The organism is Herbaspirillum rhizosphaerae (assembly GCF_046025915.1).
GTDB classification, from domain to species: domain Bacteria; phylum Pseudomonadota; class Gammaproteobacteria; order Burkholderiales; family Burkholderiaceae_D; genus Herbaspirillum; species Herbaspirillum rhizosphaerae_A.
Window position 1 is genome coordinate 227,047 of record NZ_JAQQFR010000002.1, and the last position, 21,124, is coordinate 248,170.

At 53.9% G+C, this 21,124-nt stretch carries 22 protein-coding genes; 6 read left to right on the top strand and 16 right to left on the bottom strand.

Annotated features, from left to right (window positions below; genetic code table 11):
- Positions 1-143 precede the first annotated feature (143 nt).
- From PQR63_RS03630 to fliF, 6 genes are all read right to left on the bottom strand, one after another.
- A complete protein-coding gene (locus tag PQR63_RS03630) occupies positions 144-1,385 on the bottom strand; it encodes a flagellar hook-length control protein FliK (protein ID WP_408165720.1) in 1,242 nt (413 codons plus the stop codon).
- A gap of 38 nt (positions 1,386-1,423) precedes the next feature.
- Positions 1,424-1,864, bottom strand: coding sequence for a flagellar export protein FliJ (fliJ, locus tag PQR63_RS03635; protein ID WP_094563317.1), 441 nt, complete (start codon positions 1,862-1,864; stop codon positions 1,424-1,426).
- A 37-nt stretch (positions 1,865-1,901) separates the two neighbouring features.
- Positions 1,902-3,305, bottom strand: coding sequence for a flagellar protein export ATPase FliI (fliI, locus tag PQR63_RS03640; RefSeq protein WP_408165722.1), 1,404 nt, complete (start codon positions 3,303-3,305; stop codon positions 1,902-1,904).
- 42 nt (positions 3,306-3,347) lie between these two features.
- Entirely contained in the window at positions 3,348-4,046 is a 699-nt protein-coding gene (gene fliH / locus PQR63_RS03645; RefSeq protein WP_408165724.1) for a flagellar assembly protein FliH, read from the bottom strand.
- Between the two features lie 77 nt (positions 4,047-4,123).
- The gene (fliG, locus tag PQR63_RS03650; protein WP_050476039.1) at positions 4,124-5,119 is read right to left on the bottom strand and encodes a flagellar motor switch protein FliG; all 996 of its coding nucleotides are present in this window, start codon (positions 5,117-5,119) and stop codon (positions 4,124-4,126) included.
- Positions 5,112-6,881 (bottom strand): flagellar basal-body MS-ring/collar protein FliF, encoded by a 1,770-nt coding sequence (fliF, locus tag PQR63_RS03655; protein WP_408165726.1) that lies wholly within the window; start codon positions 6,879-6,881, stop codon positions 5,112-5,114. The genes fliG and fliF overlap by 8 nt, the downstream gene beginning before the upstream one ends.
- 214 nt (positions 6,882-7,095) lie before the next feature.
- Between fliF and fliE the strand changes: the two genes are divergently transcribed.
- Positions 7,096-7,491 carry a flagellar hook-basal body complex protein FliE gene (gene fliE, locus PQR63_RS03660; RefSeq protein ID WP_408165728.1) on the top strand — a complete coding sequence of 132 codons (396 nt, stop codon included), beginning with the start codon at positions 7,096-7,098 and terminating at the stop codon, positions 7,489-7,491.
- 185 nt (positions 7,492-7,676) lie between these two features.
- On the opposite strand, the gene PQR63_RS03665 is transcribed toward fliE, so the two are convergent.
- The 10 genes from PQR63_RS03665 to lexA form a co-directional block, all read right to left on the bottom strand.
- Positions 7,677-8,432: a flagellar regulator YcgR PilZN domain-containing protein gene (locus PQR63_RS03665; RefSeq protein WP_408165730.1), complete on the bottom strand. Its 756-nt coding sequence runs from the start codon at positions 8,430-8,432 to the stop codon at positions 7,677-7,679.
- An 82-nt stretch (positions 8,433-8,514) separates the two neighbouring features.
- Positions 8,515-8,802: an EscU/YscU/HrcU family type III secretion system export apparatus switch protein gene (locus PQR63_RS03670; RefSeq protein ID WP_408165732.1), complete on the bottom strand. Its 288-nt coding sequence runs from the start codon at positions 8,800-8,802 to the stop codon at positions 8,515-8,517.
- The gene (gene fliK, locus PQR63_RS03675) at positions 8,789-9,754 is read right to left on the bottom strand and encodes a flagellar hook-length control protein FliK (RefSeq protein ID WP_408165734.1); all 966 of its coding nucleotides are present in this window, start codon (positions 9,752-9,754) and stop codon (positions 8,789-8,791) included. The genes PQR63_RS03670 and fliK overlap by 14 nt, the downstream gene beginning before the upstream one ends.
- A 209-nt stretch (positions 9,755-9,963) precedes the next feature.
- Positions 9,964-10,299 (bottom strand): flagellar protein FliT, encoded by a 336-nt coding sequence (locus PQR63_RS03680; RefSeq protein WP_408165736.1) that lies wholly within the window; start codon positions 10,297-10,299, stop codon positions 9,964-9,966.
- A 48-nt stretch (positions 10,300-10,347) separates the two neighbouring features.
- On the bottom strand, positions 10,348-10,767 hold the full coding sequence (gene fliS, locus PQR63_RS03685) for a flagellar export chaperone FliS (RefSeq protein WP_408165738.1): 420 nt from the start codon (positions 10,765-10,767) through the stop codon (positions 10,348-10,350).
- A gap of 27 nt (positions 10,768-10,794) precedes the next feature.
- Complete coding sequence (gene fliD / locus PQR63_RS03690; RefSeq protein ID WP_408165740.1) at positions 10,795-12,867, bottom strand: flagellar filament capping protein FliD; 2,073 nt, start codon at positions 12,865-12,867, stop codon at positions 10,795-10,797.
- A gap of 238 nt (positions 12,868-13,105) precedes the next feature.
- Positions 13,106-13,465, bottom strand: coding sequence for a flagellar protein FlaG (locus tag PQR63_RS03695; RefSeq protein WP_408165742.1), 360 nt, complete (start codon positions 13,463-13,465; stop codon positions 13,106-13,108).
- A gap of 83 nt (positions 13,466-13,548) precedes the next feature.
- Positions 13,549-14,637 carry a flagellin N-terminal helical domain-containing protein gene (locus tag PQR63_RS03700; protein WP_408165744.1) on the bottom strand — a complete coding sequence of 363 codons (1,089 nt, stop codon included), beginning with the start codon at positions 14,635-14,637 and terminating at the stop codon, positions 13,549-13,551.
- A gap of 317 nt (positions 14,638-14,954) precedes the next feature.
- On the bottom strand, positions 14,955-16,931 hold the full coding sequence (locus PQR63_RS03705) for a tetratricopeptide repeat protein (protein ID WP_408165746.1): 1,977 nt from the start codon (positions 16,929-16,931) through the stop codon (positions 14,955-14,957).
- Positions 16,932-17,127: 196 nt separating this feature from the next.
- Entirely contained in the window at positions 17,128-17,787 is a 660-nt protein-coding gene (gene lexA / locus PQR63_RS03710; protein WP_408165748.1) for a transcriptional repressor LexA, read from the bottom strand.
- Between the two features lie 252 nt (positions 17,788-18,039).
- Here lexA and rpsF point away from each other — a divergent pair, with 252 nt between their 5' ends.
- From rpsF to PQR63_RS03735, 5 genes are all read left to right on the top strand, one after another.
- Positions 18,040-18,408: a 30S ribosomal protein S6 gene (gene rpsF, locus PQR63_RS03715; protein WP_007882559.1), complete on the top strand. Its 369-nt coding sequence runs from the start codon at positions 18,040-18,042 to the stop codon at positions 18,406-18,408.
- A 34-nt stretch (positions 18,409-18,442) separates the two neighbouring features.
- Positions 18,443-18,736 carry a primosomal replication protein N gene (gene priB, locus PQR63_RS03720; protein WP_408165750.1) on the top strand — a complete coding sequence of 98 codons (294 nt, stop codon included), beginning with the start codon at positions 18,443-18,445 and terminating at the stop codon, positions 18,734-18,736.
- A 32-nt stretch (positions 18,737-18,768) separates the two neighbouring features.
- Positions 18,769-19,053, top strand: a complete 285-nt coding sequence (gene rpsR / locus PQR63_RS03725) for a 30S ribosomal protein S18 (RefSeq protein ID WP_007882558.1) — start codon at positions 18,769-18,771, stop codon at positions 19,051-19,053.
- A gap of 26 nt (positions 19,054-19,079) precedes the next feature.
- On the top strand, positions 19,080-19,532 hold the full coding sequence (gene rplI / locus PQR63_RS03730; RefSeq protein ID WP_094563333.1) for a 50S ribosomal protein L9: 453 nt from the start codon (positions 19,080-19,082) through the stop codon (positions 19,530-19,532).
- Between the two features lie 188 nt (positions 19,533-19,720).
- The gene (locus tag PQR63_RS03735) at positions 19,721-21,118 is read left to right on the top strand and encodes a replicative DNA helicase (RefSeq protein WP_408165752.1); all 1,398 of its coding nucleotides are present in this window, start codon (positions 19,721-19,723) and stop codon (positions 21,116-21,118) included.
- The last annotated feature ends 6 nt before the right edge of the window (positions 21,119-21,124 follow it).

Here is a 21,124-nt window from a genome sequence, read left to right on the forward strand (position 1 = left end):
TACACATCAAATTACTATCGGCAAGAATCTGCTGATATTGAATGCTGCTGTCCGGACACCTGCTTCTTTTTTTAAATTCTGGTTAACCCGATTATTCGTCGCGTTATCTATATGTTTTTGCGTGTTGCTGCGCGTTCTTCCGCTTATGCAAATGTATCCACGAGACCTTGACCTCCGGTCGCGACAGGGCGGGGCACGACAGCGACATTGACGTCGGCTTCATCTGCGCCGAAGTGCGATGTGCCGTTGCTGCGGGCTTGTTGCTGATTGCCGCCTTGCTGTTGATTCGGATTGCCGGAATTGACGGTTGCCTGGCCAAGCTGGATGCCCGCCTGATCCATCATTTCGCGCAGCTTCGGCATGGCGTTTTCGAGCGCCTGCTTTACTTCCGGTTGTGCGGTGATAAAGGTAGCGTCGGCGTGCTGATTTGTTACGTGCAGGACGACTTGCAACGGGCCCAGATCCGGTGGATTGAGAGTCAGCGATGCAGTTTGCGTGCCGTTAGTGGCCATCCACAACACCTTTTGTCCCACGGCTTGATCCCAGCCTTTGCCGCCTACCGTTGGGGAAAGGCGATCCACGGCCTGGCCGGCGATCGCAGCTTGCTGGCTCAAAGTCAGGGTTTGTTGCAATGCAGGGACGACGGTAGCGGCGGTAGGCGCTGTATCCACAGGCTTAACGACGGCTTCAGGCGCTACCTTCACTGCGCGTGCAGCGTTTGCGGCGTCTTGCAGATCGGCTTGAACAGCTTTGGTACTGACCGGCGATTCGGTTTGTGGCTTATCTGCGGCAGAGCGAGCCTGGAAGACAGGCTTGTCCTTGCTGTCGGTGACGTCTTTGCTGTCCGACAGGCTTGACACGTCAAGCTTGCCACCTTTGCCGTCATCCTGTTTTTGCAGGTCGGCCAAGTCTTTTTGATCTTTGGCGTTGATGACGGAGATGCTCTTTTTGCCACCTTTTTGGTTGGCGAGAGCATCCATGTCGACATCAGTTGTTTTCTTGGCGACCGGCTGAACCGCGAGTTGACCCAGATTGGCGACCAGCGCCAGCATCTGCGCCGACGCTGCATCGGTGGTGCTCTGATCGTCGGCAGCCTGATCTTCGTCTGTTTTTTCGTCTGAGGAAGACGTCTTGGTGCTGCTGTCCGAGCTGGATGTAGTGCTTGCCGGAGGTGTCGGCGCAGCAGGCTTGGCTGCATCAGCCGTATTGTCCTGCGTAGTCGCGTTGTTCGGTTTGCTTTGGTTTTCGGTATTGCGGTTGCTGACTTCCTTGTTCAACACTTGGTTGAAGGGGACGGCGTCGGCCGAGAAAGAATCGGCTTGCGTTGCCGGGCGTGCAGAATTCTGCAAGCTCGCGACATTCAATATCGGCAATTGTGTGTTCATCGTTTCCGCCAGTCCTTGCTTACCGTTCTTACCGGTTATTACCGTTTGTAAAACGTGATACGTGAAGCATGCTCGTCCGTCTGCTTCTGATCACGTCGACTTTCGCGCAACTGCGCAGTTTGTTTGGCGCGTGTCGCCAGCGTGCCATACGACATCCGCTTGCGTTCGCATGCCTGCCATGCCGCCCGAGCGTCGGCGACACGTTGTTGCGCATTGCGTACTACGTCTTGCTGTCCCGAAATGGCGCCGTCGATTTTTTCAATAAACAATTGAAAATTGCGATAGCTCATTGCCGTCAAACCAGATGATAAGCTTTCCTGAAAGCGCAAAGCATAATCATCACGATATTGTTCCAAAATAACAAGTTTCTGCTGTGCTTCTTCACTCGTGCGTACAGCCCGTCCCAAGCGCTTTGTCGCTTCATCGGTTTCTTTGGTCGCCAATTCAATCAGCGTCTCGAGGGCAGAGGTCGTAGCCATGGTAGCTTTGATTATATTTTCCGGGCCAAGTGCTCAATCACTGGAATAGAGCGGTAAGTTGCCCCAAGCTCTCGGTAACACCCGCTCTTTCCGGAATTCCCTGCTGCAAGAACGCTTCAATTTGTGGCAAAAGCTGGATTGCCTGATCCAAAATCGGATCGCTTCCGGCTGCGTAGGCACCCACGCTGATGAGGTCTCGATTACGTTGATAACGGGAATACAACTGTTTCAGCCGGCGCGTATCGCGCTGATGTTCCATGGAAGTAATGCTGTGCATGGCCCGGCTGATTGACTGTTCGATATCGATAGCCGGATAGTGGCCGGCTTCGGCCAACACCCGGTTGAGTACGATGTGGCCGTCGAGAATCGCGCGCGCCGCATCGGCGATCGGATCCTGTTGATCGTCACCTTCCGTGAGGACGGTATAGAACGCGGTAATCGAGCCGCCGCCAACATCGCCGTTACCTGCACGTTCGACGAGTGCCGGCAACTTGGCAAAGACTGATGGCGGATAACCTTTGGTTGCCGGGGGTTCGCCGATGGCCAGTGCGATTTCACGTTGCGCCATCGCGTAGCGTGTCAGCGAATCCATGATCAGCAGGACGTTTTTTCCTTGATCGCGGAAGTATTCGGCAATCGCGGTCGCATAGGCGGCACCTTGCAGGCGCATCAGCGGTGGAGTATCTGCTGGCGCAGCGACAACTACAGAGCGTGCCAGTCCTTCAGTACCCAGGATGTGCTCGATGAATTCCTTGACTTCACGTCCCCGTTCGCCGATCAGGCCGACCACGATAACGTCCGCACTGGTATAGCGGGCCATCATGCCGAGCAACACGCTTTTGCCGACGCCTGACCCTGCAAACAAGCCCATGCGTTGGCCACGTCCGACGGTCAGCATGCTGTTGATGGCGCGCACGCCGGTATCGAGGATATCGACAATCGGGGCGCGTCCCAGCGGGTTGGCGGCGCGTACATTGAGCGGCGCGGAATTTTCGGTATGCAGCGGCCCCAGATTGTCGAGCGGGCGACCGGCGCCGTCGAGTACGCGGCCCAGCAGTTCATCGCCGACCGGGAGGCGACGGCTGTGTTCATCAAGGCGGCGAACGTAAGCGATCGGGCCTGTGCGCGGTGGCGGTTTGACCGGTTCCACCGGATAGACACGGGTGCCTGGAACGATGCCTTCAACATCGCTCTGCGGCATCAAAAAGAGTCGATCATCCTGGAATCCGACGACTTCTGCTTCGATCAGGTTGCCATTCGGCAGCGGGACGGTACAAGGGCTGCCGACCGGCAATTTGAGGCCGACAGCTTCCATGACGAGGCCTGCCACGCGTGTCACGCGGCCTGAAATTTGAGTTGGCTCAGTCATTCCCACCAGGCCGCTGCAATTGTGCAGATAAGCTTGCCAGCGGCTGAAGTGGGAGGGCATCGGCGAGTTCATCGTTGCACCTTTGAATGAGGGTTGCCGGGTGCGATCATGCTGCTACTCCAGCCAGTCGAGTTGCTTGCTGAGCGATTCTGCGATACGGCGCCAGCGTGTCTGCATGGTGGCGTCGACCTGGTTGGTGCCAGTTTCGATGCGGCAACCGCCGCGCTCAATTTCAGGATCTTCAACGATGCGCCAGCCGTGCTGGCTGAGGTCGTCTTCCATGCTTTCGCGCGCTAACGCGGCGTCGGCGGGGTGCAGGTACAGCAACGCCGGCAATTGCAGACTGGGCAGCGAATGGATGGCCGCGCTGATGGTCGGCAGAATCAGTTCCGGCTTGACCTTCAGAGCGGTCTTGAACATGGCTTTGGACAAGTCCAGGCCGAGGTTGAGCAGCTCCGGCGCCATGCTTTCACTGCATTGCGCTACTTCAGTACCGAACGAGACAGCAATCTGACGCAAATGCTGGATGGTTTCGTTGACTTCTTGTTGACCTTGCTGCAAACCCGCCATGTAGCCTTCCTGGCGACCTGCTTGCAATCCTTGTTGCTGGCCTTCGGCATAGCCTTCCTGGCGTGCCTGTTCACGGATGGCGTCGAGTTGTTCCGCCGTGAGTGCCGGTGGTGGAGGTGGTTCGTCGAGAAGCTCCTCTTCCGTCGGCGGAGGCAATTCCTCTGCTTCATCAAAGGACGCCAGTTCCCAACGCTGATACGGCGTCATCTGTTCTTTGGGAATGATGTTGTTTCGTGATGCCATTTCAGATCCGGTAAAGCTGGGTGGTCACGACTGATGCGATGCGTCCGGGTAGGGCGCACGCATCGGTCGTGGCAACCTTAAATGAACGCATCTTCGCCCTTGGCGCCGAGCACGATCTGACCTTCGTCGGCCAGACGACGAACAATTTGCAGAATGGCCTTTTGTTGCGCATCGACTTCCGACAGGCGCACAGGGCCTTTGGATTCCAGATCTTCGCGCATCATTTCTGCGGCACGCTGCGACATGTTGCCGAAGATCTTGTCGCGCAGACCCTGCGAAGCACCCTTGAGCGCGACGATAAGCGATTCGGACTGGACTTCGCGCAGCAACAGCTGGATGCCGCGGCCGTCGATGTCGATAATGTTTTCGAACACGAACATTTCGTCCATGATCTTTTGTGCCATGTCTTCGTCGTAGGCCCGCAGATTGTTCATGACGGATGTTTCGTTCTCGCCCGACAAGAAGTTGAGGATTTCCGCAGCAGTGCGGATACCACCCATTTGCTGTTTCTTCAGGCTTTCGTTGCCGGTCAGCAGTTTTGTCAGAACGTCATTCAATTCTCGCAACGCAGCCGGCTGCACGCCGTCGAGGGTGGCAATACGAAGCACAACGTCATTACGCAGGCGCTCCGTGAAGTTGTTCAGAATGTCGCAGGCATGGTAGCGCTCAAGGTGGACCAGAATGGTCGCAATGATCTGCGGGTGTTCGTTGCGGATCAGTTCGGCAACTGATTGCGCGTCCATCCACTTCAGGCTCTCAATACCGCTGGCGTCGCGGCCGCCGAGGATCCTGTTGAGCAGGGATGTAGCTTTGTCGTCGCCCAGCGCCTTGGTCAGCACGCTGCGGATGTATTCGTCGGAATCCAGGCCGAGCGAAGACGCCTGACCGGTTTCGCCAACGAATTCGATCAGTACTTCATTGATGTCCTCGAAGCTGATGTTTTTCATGGCCGACATGGCGGCGCCAAGCTTTTGCACTTCACGCGGCCCGAGGTATTTCATGACTTCGGCGGCCTCGTCCTCGCCCAGAGCGAGCATCAGGATGGCACCTTTTTCAACGCCTTCGTTACTCATTGTTCACCCATGTCTTAATGATGCTTGCCACCAGTTTAGGATCATTCTTGGCCCATTGCTTGGCAGTCTCAAGATTGGCCTTGTAAGCGGCACGTTCATCGATCTCTCCACCTTCGCCGGAGAGGTTGACCACGGCGTCCGGATTGTCCGGATCGTACATGGCGGCGGCATTGGCAGCGGCTTCGGCGGCTTCTGCTTCGGCGCGAGCCTGGGCTTCTTTCTCTTCCTTGCCGGTGATCTTCCAGATGATCGGACGCAGAACACCGAAGTAGAGGTAGAGCAATACTGCGGCCAGCAAGACGTATTTGCCGATCTCCTTGGCCAGCTGGATCATGTCCGGCTGCTTCCACAACGGCAGTTCAGGCTCGGCATCGCTGTTGAATTGCGTATTGACAACATTGAGCGAGTCGCCGCGATCCTTGTTGTAGCCCATTGCCTCTTTTACCAAGTCAGCGATTTGGCCACGTTCGGCTTCGGTCAACGGCTTCATCACGACCTTGCCGGTTTGGTCAACTGTGCGCTTGTAATTGACTACCACTGCAACTGTCAGGCGTTTCACGCCACCCATCGGCTGCTGCACGTAACGTACAGTTTTGTCGACTTCGTAGTTGATCGTAGCGTCTTTGTGCGACGTGCCATTGGTGGTGGCTGGGGTGGCGGCTGCCGCTCCAGCAGCACCCGCTGCTGCGCCGGCGACCGGTGGATTGGTGATCGGCGCGGTGGCAGGAGCTGGAGGCTGATTGGTCAGTGCGCCAGGAACGCCGGAAGTGCTCGAGCTGCCATTCTGCGATTCGCTGCTTTGCTTGCTGCGCACTGCGGCGGTATCTGCAGTCTGGTTTGGCTTGAAGGTTTCAGCTGCTTGTTCGCTGCGCGAGAAATCGACATCTGCCGTTGCTTCAGCGCGCACGTTGCCGTTGCCGACGATAGGGGCGATGATCGACTCGACGCGCTTGACGATGTCTTGCTGCAGATCTTGGACGTATTTCAGCTGGGTCGGATCGAGGCTGTTGCCGGGTTGCTTGGTCGTCGTGTCGGAGAGCAGGTTGCCGTTCTGGTCAACAATGGTGACTGCTTTGGGTGATAGTTCGGGGACGCTGCTGGCGACCAGATGCACAATGGCGCTGACTTGCTGAGGATCCAGCATGCGGCCTGGGTAGAGGCTCAGAATGACTGATGCGGTCGGCTTTTGTTGATCGCGGACGAAAACAGAGGCTTTTGGCAGGGCCAGATGGATACGGGCCGCCTGTACGGCAGAAAGGGATTGTATCGAGCGTGCCAGTTCACCTTCGAGAGCGCGCTGGAAGTTGACTTGCTCCAAGAACTGGGAAACCCCGAGCTTCTGGTTTTCCATCAGTTCGAAGCCGACATTGCCGCCCTTGGGCAGACCTTGTGCCGCCAGTTTCAGTCTAGCATCGTGCACCATGGTTTCCGGAACCAGGATCGCGCTGCCGCCTTCGGAATACTTGTAAGGGACGTTCATCTGCTGCAACGAGGCAACAATGGCGCCGCCGTCACGGTCAGAGAAGTTGGAGAACAAAACGCGATATTCGGTCTTCTGGCTCCACATCCAGATACCGATCATGAGTGCAATGACGGCCGCAGCTGCGACCATCAGCAAAACGCGACGTCCTTGTGGCGACTGCGCATAGCCTGCGACACCGCTGCGTCGCGCTTCCTGTGACGATGTGTCGCCAGAAACCGCGCCTTCAGTGGCGGAGGTGTTGCCGTCGTTGGTCATCGTGCCATCGGCTGCTACCGCCATGATTTCCCCTTGCGTGTGCCGCCGAGCTTGTGGCTTTGTATGATTTGCTTCACTGCTTCCCTACCCATATAGGTTTTTTGCTTAGTGTGGATTGTCCTGCCAGAGCCAAAATTTGATCTATGGAACAGAATGGCTATTTCCCCGCTTATTGTTGCGAGTCGCGAAGGATCGCGTGGTAATCTGCCGTTGTAGAAGCGGGAAGTGTGATTGCGGTATGCAATCATCTGTCGTGGAATTGAATTCGAAGAGGTGCAAATTGGCCGTCAGCATGATTGATACTAGCAGAATTGAAGCAATGGTGGCGCAGCTGAAAGCTGCCGCTGCGCGTGCGCAAGGCAACGTTGCTCCGATTGAAAGCATCGCCGGAGCCGAAAAACCGGCGACGCGCGTCGATTTTGCTGCCGTGTTGAAGAATTCCCTCGATGAAGTGAATTCTTCGCAGGAAAAGGCGGGGAAAATGTCCCAAAGCTTTTCCATGGGCGATGACAACATCAATCTTTCCGATGTCATGATTGCCATGCAAAAGGCAAGCATTTCCTTTCAGACAAGTGTTCAAGTGCGCAACAAGCTGGTTTCCGCTTATCGCGACATCATGACTATGCAGGTGTAGTGGTCGCGTATTGAGGGCGGGAAGGGTTTATATCCCCGCTTTTCACGCGCTGATCTTGCATCGCTGTAATAAAAAAGCTGCCAATGGCAGCTTTTTTATTTTTTCACCAACAATTCGTTAATGAGTATTGGTGAGGGCGGCGGCGGGGGCTCAAGCGAGAAGCGGATAAGCTGCTCGCGAGGCTATTACATCATGCCGGACGCCTTGGCATTTTGCTCGCGCTCCAGCTTCGTAATGAAGCGCTGAATCGCCGCCAAAACAGCGCGTGGAATGTCGACGAATTCGCAGCCGAAACGATTAACTGTTTTGCCGGAGGCCAGTTTGACTTCCTTGCAGTCGCGGATCTGCAGTTTGACGGTGACAACAGTGTTGTCGGTCATTTCCAGTGAGCAGTCTTCGTAAATACGGCCCAGAGTCGGATCGAGCAGCTTCTTTTCATCGGTGATGCCGATGCCACCGGCGCTGATGTTGTTAAGCAATGTGACGATGGTGGTAAACGAGCCGTCTTCGCGTGTCACGCGGAAAGTGCAACGCAATGGCTTGGCAATCGGGGTCGCAATGCGGAAATACTCACGGCGTTGCAGGCGAACCAAGCTGGTCGGAATGGTGATCTTGAGCGCAGGACGTTCCTGATACAGGCACTTCTGGGCTTTGTCGACGTTGAACGTAATGCGGATGTTGTTGTAGACAGCTTCGAAGCCGATGCGATTGCTTTGCAAGATACTTTCGTTGAGCATGGTGCTCGGTGCGGCATCGATCACAACGCTGTCGTCGTCGTCGTCAATATCCAGAATCGACGTGATGATGGATTCCGAGCCGCCCTTGATGAGCAGGCTCAGGAGTTGATTGCGTTCCATCATGCTGGTCAGCAATGACACAATCTCCCGTCGGGAATGTACTCGAAACGGGCTGTCGTCTTTGATCTCGTCGTTATTTGCCATCTGTGCGTCTATGCGTCTCAAATCAAAGGATGGAAGGATGAGTTTCCATCCCAAAGGGGTGTGTTGCTAATCTAACCCCTAATCATACATCACTGTGATCCAATTGCATATTTTCAATGCGATACAACCAAGCCAAAAGTTCCGCAACGGCGCGATAAAGCGCGGGAGGAATTTGCTGGTCCAGGTCGACCTGCATCAGCAATGAAACCAGTTCCTTTGATTCGTGAATATAAACACCGCTTTCCTTGGCGCGCGCAATGATGGCCTCGGCAACCAGACCGCTGCCTTTGGCCACTACCCGGGGCGCTGCCTGGTTGGTGTTGTAGGCTAGCGCGACCGCGTTCTGGAGTGGGAGATTAGGTTTTTCCATCCCGCTTCACAATCAATGAGTCAAGAGAAGAGCCTGCCGCCGCCATGGCGTCAGATAGCATGCTGCCGTTGGCGCGTAATGCGGCAGCGGTGACATCGCTGTCAGTGCGGACTTGCATGTGGATTTGCTGTCCGATCAGATGTATCGAGGCAGAAACGCTGCCCAGATTGGCAAAATTGAAGCGAACAACGCTATGCCAACTGGGCGTCGGGCCGCTGTCCGGCTCATTTTGCTGCGGTGATTCGGACGTGTCTCGATTGACTTCCCATTCCATGTGCTGGCCGGGCCAGACTTCACCATGCCAGGCGAGGCGCTGTTGCTCCAGGGCATTGAGTTGCAGATTGATGATCTGGCCGAGCTGCGTATGAGCGGGATCCGCGCTGTTGAGTAAATCCGAAGTACTGCTGCTTTGCACTTGCTGGGCAAGTTGCGCTTGGGGTTCTTTTTGCAGCTCTGAGAGCGGTCGGCGACCTTCTGCCCACGCAGCGACATGGGATTCATAGAAGGTACCACTCAATGCGATCGAGTCGTGCAGGGCGCCAGCCAGTTGAGAGGTATTTGTCGGATTGCTCACGAGCGGGGCATTGGGTTTGATGGCCGTGGGCAGGTCGCTTTCTTCTGACGCGTGCAGCAGGGCGTCAACCAGCTTGCCGGCCGGGCTGAGCGAGGTTTTAGTGCTTTCCGGGGCGGCAGGTGAATTTGGGGTTGCCTGTTTGGCGTCTTCGTCACTGAGTAAGCCGTTGCGTCCGACAATTGTAGGAAGGCCTTGCGGTGTCGTTTTGAGCGACTGCAGGTCCTTTTCCATCGCCTTGCCTGCGACACTGAGCGAGACAGAGGAGTCTTCTTCGGTGTCCGAGCTGGTTTCGGTCAGCAGGAAGGTTGGGCGCGGATCTTTGCTGACCATTGTCAGCAACAGGGAATCACCGGTTTTGGTCGCCGTCGGCAATACCATGCGGGCAGCTGTATTGGCGATTCTGACCAGATATGAGCCGTCGTTATAGGTCGACAGTACTTTGCCTTGCAGCTGTTGTCCGATGGCAATCTGAGCAAGCCTGCTAAAGGCTTCTTCTCTTGCATCTGCGACCGAAACGATCGACGTCGGCGCTACAACGGCAGCTACGGGCTGGACCGTGTTGGTGATGTCGGCCCGAGGTATCATCTTTAGCCTCGGTTGGTGCTACCGTAGGCCTTAACCAGTTTGCGTTCTGTGCTGGTGCTTTGGATGAGCGTGGCGAGCTTTTTCAGGCCCGGATCCGTCAGGTTGCGGATATCCCGATCGTCTTCGAGTATTTTTTTCAGGATTTCGATTTTGCGCTCCCGTCTGTCATCGGTCAGCGTAACGGTCGCTTCGTGTTTTTTGAGGATGTTGACAACGTGGGCGCAATCCGCCTCAAGCTTTGACAGCAAATCCCATTCTTCCCGGCGTGCCGCGGCAAGCATCTGATCGGTCAGTTCTGCAACCGCTTCGTAAAGGGAGATGACTTCTGCTCCGTCCATTATTGTGCTTTCGCGAGTATTTGTTGCGAATTGTCGTAAGGCGGCAGCTTAAGCTGCAACCTGTGCCTGATTGGTGCCGTTGGGGCCGATGGTCTCCCAGGCATCTCTCAGGCCATCCAGCAGGCCGTGAACTTCGTCCAGGATTTCTTGGGAGTTCTCGACATTGGCGGCAAACAGGCGGCGGCCCATGTATTCGTAGAGTGCGTCCAGATTCAGAGCGATTTCGCCGCCGACGTTTTTATTCAGGCTGGCGCGCAGACCGCTTTCGATGATCAGGATCGCCTGGGTGATCGATTCCCCTTTTTTCTTGATATCGCCGGCACTCATGTATTTTTGGCCCATGGCAATCGCTACCAAGGCGCCATCGAACAGCATGGTGATCAGCTTATGCGGACTCGCTGCGACGACACCAGTCTCTACGCCAATATTTGCGTAAGCATTTGCGCCACGTTGCATGGTTCCGAACATTATCTTCTCCCGCGTTCAATATAACAATTAGCTAGCCTTTGGCAGATTTGCCAACTGTTGTGTCAGGTAGCTTTGTGTCGCCGCCATGCTGGCCAGTGTGACGTTCAGCGCATTGAACTGGGTCGTGTACTGGTCTTGCATGTTGCTCAAGCGTGTGTTGATCACAGTCTGGCGATCCGTATTGATCTTCAGGCTGGCTTGCAAACCCTTGGTCTTAGTATCAATGATACCGCCATCTGCGAGAAAACCATTTACTAAGGTTTGCAAATTGGTCAGCACACCGTTAGTACCTGTTGTATTTGCCGTTCCGTCGGCATTGGTGCCGGCGGTAGAAGTGAACAAATTGGCAATGCCAGCGAAGTTATTGGTCGTTGCGGTTGTCAGTTTCGCAGCATCAAGTGCCAGCGTACCGTCTTTTTGGAAGCCGATGCCAATATCGGTCAGCGAACTGATGCCATTGCCGCCAGCGACGCTTCCGAGCAGAGCACTGCGCAACTGGCTCAGCATGCTCTGGACGGATGACTCGCTCGCCAAGGGCGACGAAGTACCCGCCTGGCCTGGCGTTGTCGACGGCGTTTGTTGTGTCAGTCCGGTAATCGCTTTGGCCAAGGCATTGTAAGCCGAGACAAAAGTGTTTGCGGTGCTGGCAATGCCGCTGGTGTCGTTGCTGATGTTGAGCGTAAAGTTGTCCGACGCAGTAGTTACTTTGGTGAGGTTCAGCGTCACACCGGAAATCGCATCGGTTACCTTGTTGGTCGGGCTGGTAACGCTCACGCCGTCAATGCTGAGTTTGGCGTCTTGTGCTGCCTGCAACTGACCCATGGTGCTCCCGGTCAACGTCGCAAAGTCACCTGTGCCAGTCAGCGATACCGGGCTGGTTGCGCCAGTGCCGGAAGGTGTAAGAACCAGATGATCATTGGTGCCATCATTGGTGATGGTCGCCGTAACACCTGCATTTGCCGTATTGATGGCGTCGCGGACGTTTTGTAAAGTCTTGCCGGCGCCGCTTAACGGAATGGTGGTAGTTGTGCTGCCGACATTCAGCGTCAGGCCGCCTGCTGTTGCGTCGAAAGTCTGGCCGGTCGCGACGTTTGGCGAGGTGTATTTTCCGCTCGGGTCAAAAGACAGTGCGGAATAATCACCTGTTCCGGTAACGCGTATCGAGTTGGCTGAGCCGCTGTCTTTGGCTGCAATCACCAAGTGAGCGCTAGTGCCATCGCTAACGATGGTTGCGCTAACGCCTGCATCACTCGCATTGATGGCGTCGCGCACGCCGGCAAGAGTATTTGTGGTCGGCTTGATGATCGCAGTAGAGCCATTGCCGGTCTTGATCGCCAGAATACCGGAGCTAAATGTCGCGCTGGACGAAAAACCGGTTGAGGTAATTTTTTGCGCTTGCGCCAGCTGAGAGACGGAGATCGTATAGTTGCCTGAGGCCGCTACCGTCGCATCGCGAGGTGCCTGGATCTGCGTTACGGTGCTTGGCGTGGCGCTGCTTGGATCATAAGCCAGTGCGGACAAGCTGTTGTTCGCTTGAACCTTGATCGTGTTTGCGGTACCGGCAGTATTTGACTCCAGTACCAGATGGTCGCCGGTGCCGTCGGTCGTAATGCTGGCGGTAACGCCGGTTTTCGCTGCGTTGATCGCATCGCGCACACCGGAAATTGTCGCGTTGGCTTGTAATGTGACAAACGTAGGTGGATTGGTACCGACCTTGATCGCAATGGAGTCGCCCGCATTGAAGACCTGTGAGCTGGTGAAGCCTGCCGATTGAATTTTTTGCGCGAGTAACTTTGTCGAATCGTCGGTATTGACGTCGGCGGTGAACGGGTCAGTAGTAAGGGTTGTGCCCGTTCCACTGTTGGATACAGAAGACTTTTGCGAGCTGAAACTTGCCGCCGTGAGGCCGTTCAGTGCACTTTGATATGAGGAGATCGTGCTTTTGAGGCTGCCGTAGGCAGAGATAAGACTGTTGTAGCTGCTGGCCTGTTTTGTCAAAGGATCGAGAACGGTACTTTCCGCACTCATCAACTTTGAAACAAGCGTAGCAACGTCTAGGGGGCCGGCCGAAGTGGTGATTGTTCCGGTGGAAGTGGCCATGAGATCTCCTGATTTCTAAATGCAAATGCGATGTGCTGATGACAGAAGCCCAGGCGACGAACGCTTAACCGGGTGTACTTCGGTATGACTCTTGACTTATCCGCGAATGGCTTCCGGTACTACTCAACACATACGAGTTGATATAAATCCGCTATGAATTGCCGATGCGAAATATAACATGCGTAAAAATTCTATTTACGCATGAATATCTCTAGTGCCCCAGCAGTTCGTACCAGACTCAAACTTTGTGATTGATCAACAAGCCTTGCAGTTTGTCGATCGACTTCGCGATTTCAATTGCTTCCTGGCTTGGAATCTGGCGAAGAACAGTATTGTCTGCCGTATCAATGACCTTGATAACTGTCTTGCCGCTATCTTGATCTTTTGAAAAAGTGATTGCCGATGCATTCTTGCTTGCGAAGTCATTCAATTTTTCTACAGCGTTTGCTACATCAGCCTCGCTGGAGCGTTGCGACTGCGGTGTTGCCGCAGGTGCAACAGTCGATACCACCGGATCTGGTTTTGTAGTTGAAGTCTGGGTTGGCGTGTAAGAGCCAGAATCACCAGCTGCAGTAATATTAAGTGGGGAAATCGACATGGTGTTACTCCCTTAAAGGAAACGTGCGGAGAATACGTACGCATACATATTCCCCGCACTTTCATCCTACATAGCTCTTAAGACTATTTCAACAGCGACAGGACGCTTTGCGGTGCAGAGTTCGCCTGCGACAGCATCGCCGTACCTGCTTGTTGCAGAATTTGCGCACGTGTGAGGTTCGCAGTTTCTGACGCGTAGTCTGTATCCATGATACGGCTGCGCGATGCAGTGATGTTTTCGCTCGAAATCTGCAAGTTGCTGATGACGGCGCTGAAGCGGTTTTGAACTGCGCCGAATTCTGCGCGCTTGGACGAGATCAGGTTGATCGCGTTGTCCAGGTTCTTGATCGCCTTTTGTGCATCGCTTTGTGCCGATGGATCAGCAATTGCCTTATCCAGGGACAGTTTAGCTGTGTCGATTGCTGCTTGCAGAGTCACAGCCGATGCCGCCAGTGCCGACGAAGTCATTGTCGAACCAGTTGCGAACAGGCTATCCAGAGCAGCTTTAGCCGAAGTGTAAGTCACTTGAGCAGCGTCAACCGAAGTTGTTGTGCCCAGACCGATCAGGCCGGAAGCGCTTGTGCCGATAACCTTGGCCATGGTCTTGTCGTTGGACAAGTCGGAAAGGGAGATGCTGATTTGGTCGTTCAGCTTGTTGTCGGTAACGTTGGCGCCGACTTGGAAAGTCAGTGTCAAGGAAGCCGAAACGTTAGCGTTGTCCGAACCTGTACCTGCGCTGGCGCCGGAACCGATACCTGTGAACAGGTTTTGGCCGTTGAAGCTTGTGCCGTTCAGAACGCGGAAAGTTTCGTCCGACAGTTGCTTGTATTCGTCGTTCAGCGTTTTACGATCTTGTGCGCTGTTCGAGCCGTTAGCTGCTTGAACTGCCAGTTCACGCATACGTTGCAGGTTGTCGGTGACTGTGCTCAGTGCGCCTTCAGCGGTTTGAGCCAGGGAGATACCATCGTTGGCGTTACGTTGCGCAACTGCCAGGCCTTTGACCTGAGCATTCATGCGGTCGGCAATTGCCAAGCCTGCAGCATCGTCCTTGGCGCTGTTGACGCGCAAGCCGGAAGACAAACGTTGAATCGAAGTATTCAACGACGATTGCGACATATTCAAATTGCGTTGCGTGTTAAGCGACGCAATATTGGTATTAATGACTGATGCCATGTTAATTCTCCTAAGATTTGAGGCCGATAAATCCGAGTTTCAGTGCTTAACTTTGGTTTTTACCTAAAGCCTCAGGCGTTCAAACCGCTGTTGTTAGCTATATCGGACGGTATCGGAAAAAGTTTAATGTTTATCGCAAAAATTTTTTTCCAATGCTGTCCGACCTAAAACTGCGTGCTTCTATACGTCAAGCAGATCTTATTTCGACGCTATTTAGGAAAACTTTAGTGGGTATTTTTGTAAAAGTTCCCGAAATGTTCGGAGCCGTAGGTGCATTGCGCCATGACTAAATATTGGCGCAATGCAATAGAGAGAGGCTAAGTCTTTGATTGGCTGAGATTTTGTCTCTTTTTATCTCTGAATGCGGCAAGTTCTGATGATACTTTGGCAATCACGGAGGGCCAGTCCCCGCGCGCCGGCTGACGGAAAAGACGCATGCTTGGATACCAAGGGGAATCTTCGCGATCGGTTAGCCAGCGCCAGTCCGGTGTATGCGGTAGCAATGTCCATATTGGTCTGCCGAGTGCCCCGGCAAGATGGACCACCGAAGTGTCGACGCTGATAATCAGATCGAGATTGGCCATGGCAGCGGCTGTATCGGCGAAATCATTAAAGTCGTCGCCAATATTGAAAATTGGCAATTCCTTTGGCAGTTTGCCCAGTTCCGGGGTCGCATGGCCCTTCTGGATTGAAAAGAATTTGACGCCGGGGACATTTAATATGGGCGCAAATGTGTCCAACGGGATCGAACGCTTGCGGTCATTGCCGTGTTCCGGATTGCCGGCCCAGACAAAGCCGACGCGCAAATCAGTTTTACTGCCTGACAGGGCGTCTATCTTGTCGGCCCATTTTGTGATGTCGGCTGGATCAGCTGATAGATAGAATGGGTATGAGGGAATATCTTCAACATGATCAGTTCCAAGGGCATGTGGCAAGCTCATTAATACATAGGCGCAGTCACACTTCGGCAGCGGGTCGTTTTCTCTGACTAGCGTGATTTGGTTCGAAACGCTGCGGAATAGGCGGGCGAGCGGATCTTTGACGTGCAATGCCACGCGCGCACCCTTTGCCAGTAGCGTGTGGACATAGCGCACAAACTGAATGCTGTCACCGAAGCCTTGCTCATGCATCAGCAGAATGTATTTGCCCTCCAGTGAGGATTTGCCATCCCATTTTGGGATGATGTCGAATAACTTGTGGATCAGTTTGTAGACATAGCGGCGTTCCTTAACGGTCAGTCGACTCTCGTGGTTGGCCCAGCCCTCCTTCAGGTCGCCTGCCAATAGTTGTCCAAGTGCAAGATTGTGTTGCGCGGTCATGTAGTTGGGTTTGAGGGCAAGGGCCTCGATAAAGTACGGAAGGGACGTCTTTGTTTCTCCATGGTCGTACATGGTGGCGCCGATATTATTCAGTGTCACCGGATGCTTTGGGTCAATTGCCAAGGCGCGATGGAATAGCTCCATGGCCTCTTCGTAGCGATCCTGGTTTGAAAAATAGCTTGATGCCAGCTTGGTATAGCTATTCGGGTCTTTTGGGGCGAGCTCGATGACGCGTGCGTAGTGCTCGTTCGCTTTGTCAAAGTCCTTCAGCTTTATATAAGTGTCTGCAATTTTGTATTGTGCGTAGATATCGGTAGGGTCCAATAGTAGCGACGTTTTATGGCACTCCAGGGCGTCGTTGAGCATATTCATTTCTTGAAATGCAATGCCAAGATTGGTATGTGCCGGGGCAAAATTTATTTGAAGCTCCATTGCCTTCAGCAAGATGCCTACGGCTTCCTGGTACCTTTTTGCGTCAATCAGGGCTTTTCCGAGATGAGATAGCGGGCCCGGTGCATCGGGTGCACGCCTCGCAGCTTCCTCAAAATACGCAATGGACGCATCTGCATCATTCTTTTCATGCAGTGCATTCGCCAGCCCGGTACGGGCTTGTTTGTTCTCAGTATCGATCTGGATGGCTTCTTCGTAGATGGCAATGGCCTCATCGACGCGGTCTTGATTGAGGAGTGCACCACCCAGATTGGTCAGGTATTCGGCATTTTTGGGGTCGGCTTGCAGTGCTTTGCGGAACGCTTTTTCTGCTTCTACATAGCTATTCTCGTGAATTGCGATCAGCCCCCATGCGTGATTGGCGAATACGAGGTTGGGGGCACGCTTCAATATTTGAGCGCAGAGGGCTTTGGCGTCGGCGACTTTGTGATCGTCCAGCAAGCTAAGGCATTCACGAACGGCAAGCAAATCTTTGAGGTTGTGAGAAGTGTTTTTGACTGGCTTGTTGCTGCTACGCGTTGACATTGGAAATCCTTGGCAGATGATGACGTCTCAGGCGATCGTCCGCATTCCATGCGTTGCAGGAGGGGGGGGATGCCATTGCGACGGCGCAATTAATCAGTGCATATCATATGATGCAATTTCTCATTTGATTGTGCAAACAGACGTAAAAAAGCCCGCAATTTGCGGGCTGTACACATTTTAAGAGAGATGCGCGCTATCAGTTCCAGCTGCGCATCAAGCCGACCGCAAGGCCTTCCAGCGCGAAGTTGTCCTCTTCTGCCGAGACTTTGATGATGTTGAAATCGGGATTTTCCGGTAGCAGCTCAATCAGTGAGCCGGTCTTGCGATAACGTTTGACCGTGACATCATCACCCAATCGGGCGACCACGATCTGGCCGTTGCGAGCCTGGTCGGTCTTTTTAACGGCCAGCAGATCTCCATCAAGGATGCCGGCGTCACGCATCGACATGCCGCGCACCTTCAGCAAGTAATCTGGTTTGGCTGAGAACAGGGCTGGGTCAACGTTGTAGTTGCTCTCTATATGTTCTTGCGCCAGGATCGGTGAGCCGGCGGCGACCCGGCCGACCAGCGGAAGTGACAGTTGCATCAGGGCAGGATGGGGTAGCGCCATCTGGCGACCGCTGCTTGTCAGTGACGACAAAGAGTTGTCCCGCAGGCGAATGCCGCGTGATGTCCCGGGGGAGATTTCGATAGCCCCTTTTCGCGCCAGCGCCTGCAGATGTTCTTCAGCCGCGTTGGCGGACCGAAAGCCTAGCTCTGTTGCTATCTCTGCGCGCGTCGGGGGAAAACCCGTATTTTCGATGGCGTCTTTGATCAGATTCAGGATCTGTTCCTGGCGAGCGGTCAGTTTGAGCATGTGGGCTTTCGGGAAGTTATGCTGGTTGCATAAACAGTCTGTATTTTTATACAGTTATAAGGCAGTGTCAATCTGCAATATTGAAATCATGTCATCGGTCAAAAGGTATGTTGCGGGCGGTAATCCAACAGCAAATGCCTGAATGTATTGAGGTTTTTGGCTTAGTGTTGTATGATTGCGGGCTTTCCTGTTCCCACACTCGTCTTGACGCCGAGGTGGGCGATTTGTTAATCAGTCCATAAAGGAGTCTACATGCGTCATTATGAAATCGTATTTATCGTCCATCCGGACCAAAGCGAGCAAGTTCCAGCGATGATCGAGCGTTACAAGGGCATCGTTACTGCACGCGGCGGCAAGATTCACCGTGTCGAAGATTGGGGCCGTCGTCAATTGGCGTACCAAATCCAAAAACTGGCAAAAGCGCACTACGTTTGCCTGAATATCGAAGTTGACGGCGAAACTCTGGCCGAAATCGAAACCGGCTTCAAGTTCAACGATGCTGTGTTGCGTCACCTGACAGTCAAGATGAAGAAGGCCGAAACCGGTCCTTCGCCAATCCTGAAGGCTGTTCAAAAGGAAGATGCAGCAAAGAGCAATCGCGCAGAAGCACCAGCAGCCTAATTGCTGACGCTGCGATAGAAAAGTACCAGGGAGAGTGAACCAGTTTCAGTTTGTTGCCATCATCGCCGAACGTGACGTTATACGTTACACCCCGGCGGGCATACCGGTAGTGACTGCAAAACTGCAGCACCAGTCGGAACAAGCGGAAGCAGGCATCAAAAGGTTGGTCGAGTTTGAAATTACTGCATTCGCTGCAGGCGAAATTTCAGGCCGGCTTAATCGGGCCGGTCTCGGCGAGATGCTTAAATTCACCGGCTTCATGGCACGTAGAAATCGCAACAGCAAAAGCCTCGTGTTTCACATCGTTGATTTTGAATCTGTAGTTTAGAACCACTCAATTTTAGATATCAGGAGCCTCACATGGCATTCGGTAAAAAGTTCGATAAAAGCAAGTTGAAGCAAAAACGCCAACAGCAAAACCCGCTGTTCAAGCGCAAAAAATTCTGCCGTTTCACAGCAGCAGGTGTTGAGCAAGTCGATTACAAAGATGTCGACACTCTGAAGGATTTCGTGCAAGAAAACGGCAAGATCATGCCAGCACGTCTGACCGGCACCAAAGCACACTATCAGCGTCAAGTTGACACAGCGATCAAACGTGCACGCTACCTCGCGTTGCTGCCGTACACTGATCTGCACAACGCCTAATTGACGACGAGATATAGGAGAAAAATATGCAAGTTATTCTGTTGGAAAAAGTCGTTAATCTCGGTGGCCTGGGTGAAGTTGTCCGCGTCAAAGACGGTTATGCACGTAACTTCCTGATCCCGCAACGCATGGCTCGCCGTGCTACAGCAACAGCGATCGCTGAATTCGAAGCGAAGCGCGCTGAGCTGGAAAAAGCAGCCGCTGAAAAGCTGGCGGCAGCACAAGCTCAAGGCGAAAAGCTGAGCGGCCTGACTGTTCAAATCTCGCAAAAGTCTGGTGTTGACGGTCGTTTGTTCGGTTCGGTTACCAACTTTGACATCGCTGACGCGCTGGCAAAGCAAGGTTTCCCTGTTGAAAAGTCGCAAGTCCGCCTGCCACAAGGTCCGTTCAAGACCGTTGGTGAGCACGCTGTTTCGGTTGCTTTGCATACCGACGTCGTTGTTGACGTGACTGTTGCTGTCGTGGGCGAGCACGCGTAATTTACGCTGAATTCGTTTCATGTACTGAATAAAGAAGCCGGGTTCGCCTGGCTTTTTTATTGTGTCGGATTTGGCTCCTTACCCTGAGGGCAAACCGGCAAAAAGCTTTACTGTATTTCGATTGTCAAAACCGGCTAAATTCGCCGCCGCTCCTGAAGCGACCACTCTTAGCAGGTATAATGCGCGCCATGAACGCATCTTCCGATCCGCAAATAGAATCCCTGCGTGTCCCACCGCACTCCATCGAAGCCGAACAATCCGTCCTGGGTGGTTTGATGCTGGACAACGCTGCGTGGGACCGTATCGCTGACTTTGTCAGTGCGGACGATTTTTATCGTTACGATCACCGCATTATCTTTCAGCACATCGTCAAGCTGATCAACGAAAGCAAGCCTGCGGACGTCATTACCGTCTACGAGGCGATGTCGACCAGCGGCAAGGCCGAAGAGGTTGGTGGCTTGAGTTATCTTAATGCGCTGGCGCAAAACACACCGTCTGCAGCCAATATCCGCCGTTACGCTGAAATCGTTCGCGACCGCGGTGTGCTCCGCAAACTGATTACCGTCTCCGACGAAATCTCCGGCGATGCCTTTAATCCGCAAGGCAAGAACGTCAAGCAAATGCTCGACGAAGCGGAATCCAAGATTTTTGCCATTGCCGAAGAAGGCTCGCGCGGCGCGCAGGGCTTCCTGGCGATTCAGCCCTTGCTGACCCAAGTGGTCGAACGCATCGATGAACTGTACAACCGCGACAGCACCAGTGATATTACCGGTGTGCCAACAGGCTTCATCGATCTCGACAAGATGACTTCCGGCTTGCAGCCAGGCGATCTGATCATCGTCGCAGGCCGTCCTTCGATGGGTAAAACCGCGTTTTCCATTAACATCGGTGAAAACGTTGCCATCGACAGCGGGTTGCCGGTTGCTGTGTTCTCCATGGAAATGGGCGGCGCTCAGCTCGCGATGCGTATGTTGGGCTCGGTAGGCCGTCTTGACCAGCATCGTCTGCGTACCGGCCGTCTGATTGATGAAGACTGGCCACGCCTGACGCACGCCATCCAGAAGATGAACGATGCGCAGTTCTACATCGATGAGACCCCAGCATTGAGCCCGATTGAGTTGCGTGCACGCTCGCGTCGTCTGGCGCGCCAATGCGGTAAGCTCGGCCTTATCATCATCGACTACTTGCAACTGATGTCCGGTAACGGCGGCAGCAACAGTGGTGAAAACCGCGCCTCCGAAATTTCCGAAATTTCGCGAAGCCTGAAGGGTCTCGCCAAAGAGCTGAATTGTCCGGTGATCGCTTTGTCCCAGTTGAACCGTGCGCTCGAACAACGCCCGAACAAACGTCCCGTGATGTCCGACTTGCGTGAATCTGGCGCTATCGAGCAGGATGCTGACGTTATTTTGTTCATTTACCGGGATGAAGTTTACAATCCGGATTCGCCAGACAAAGGCACCGCCGAAATTATCATCGGTAAGCAACGTAACGGCCCGATCGGCAGTATTCGCCTTGCCTTCCTGGGGCAATTTACCAAGTACGACAACTACGTCGGTAGTCTGGCCTCGCCATACGGCGGCGACTGATATTCT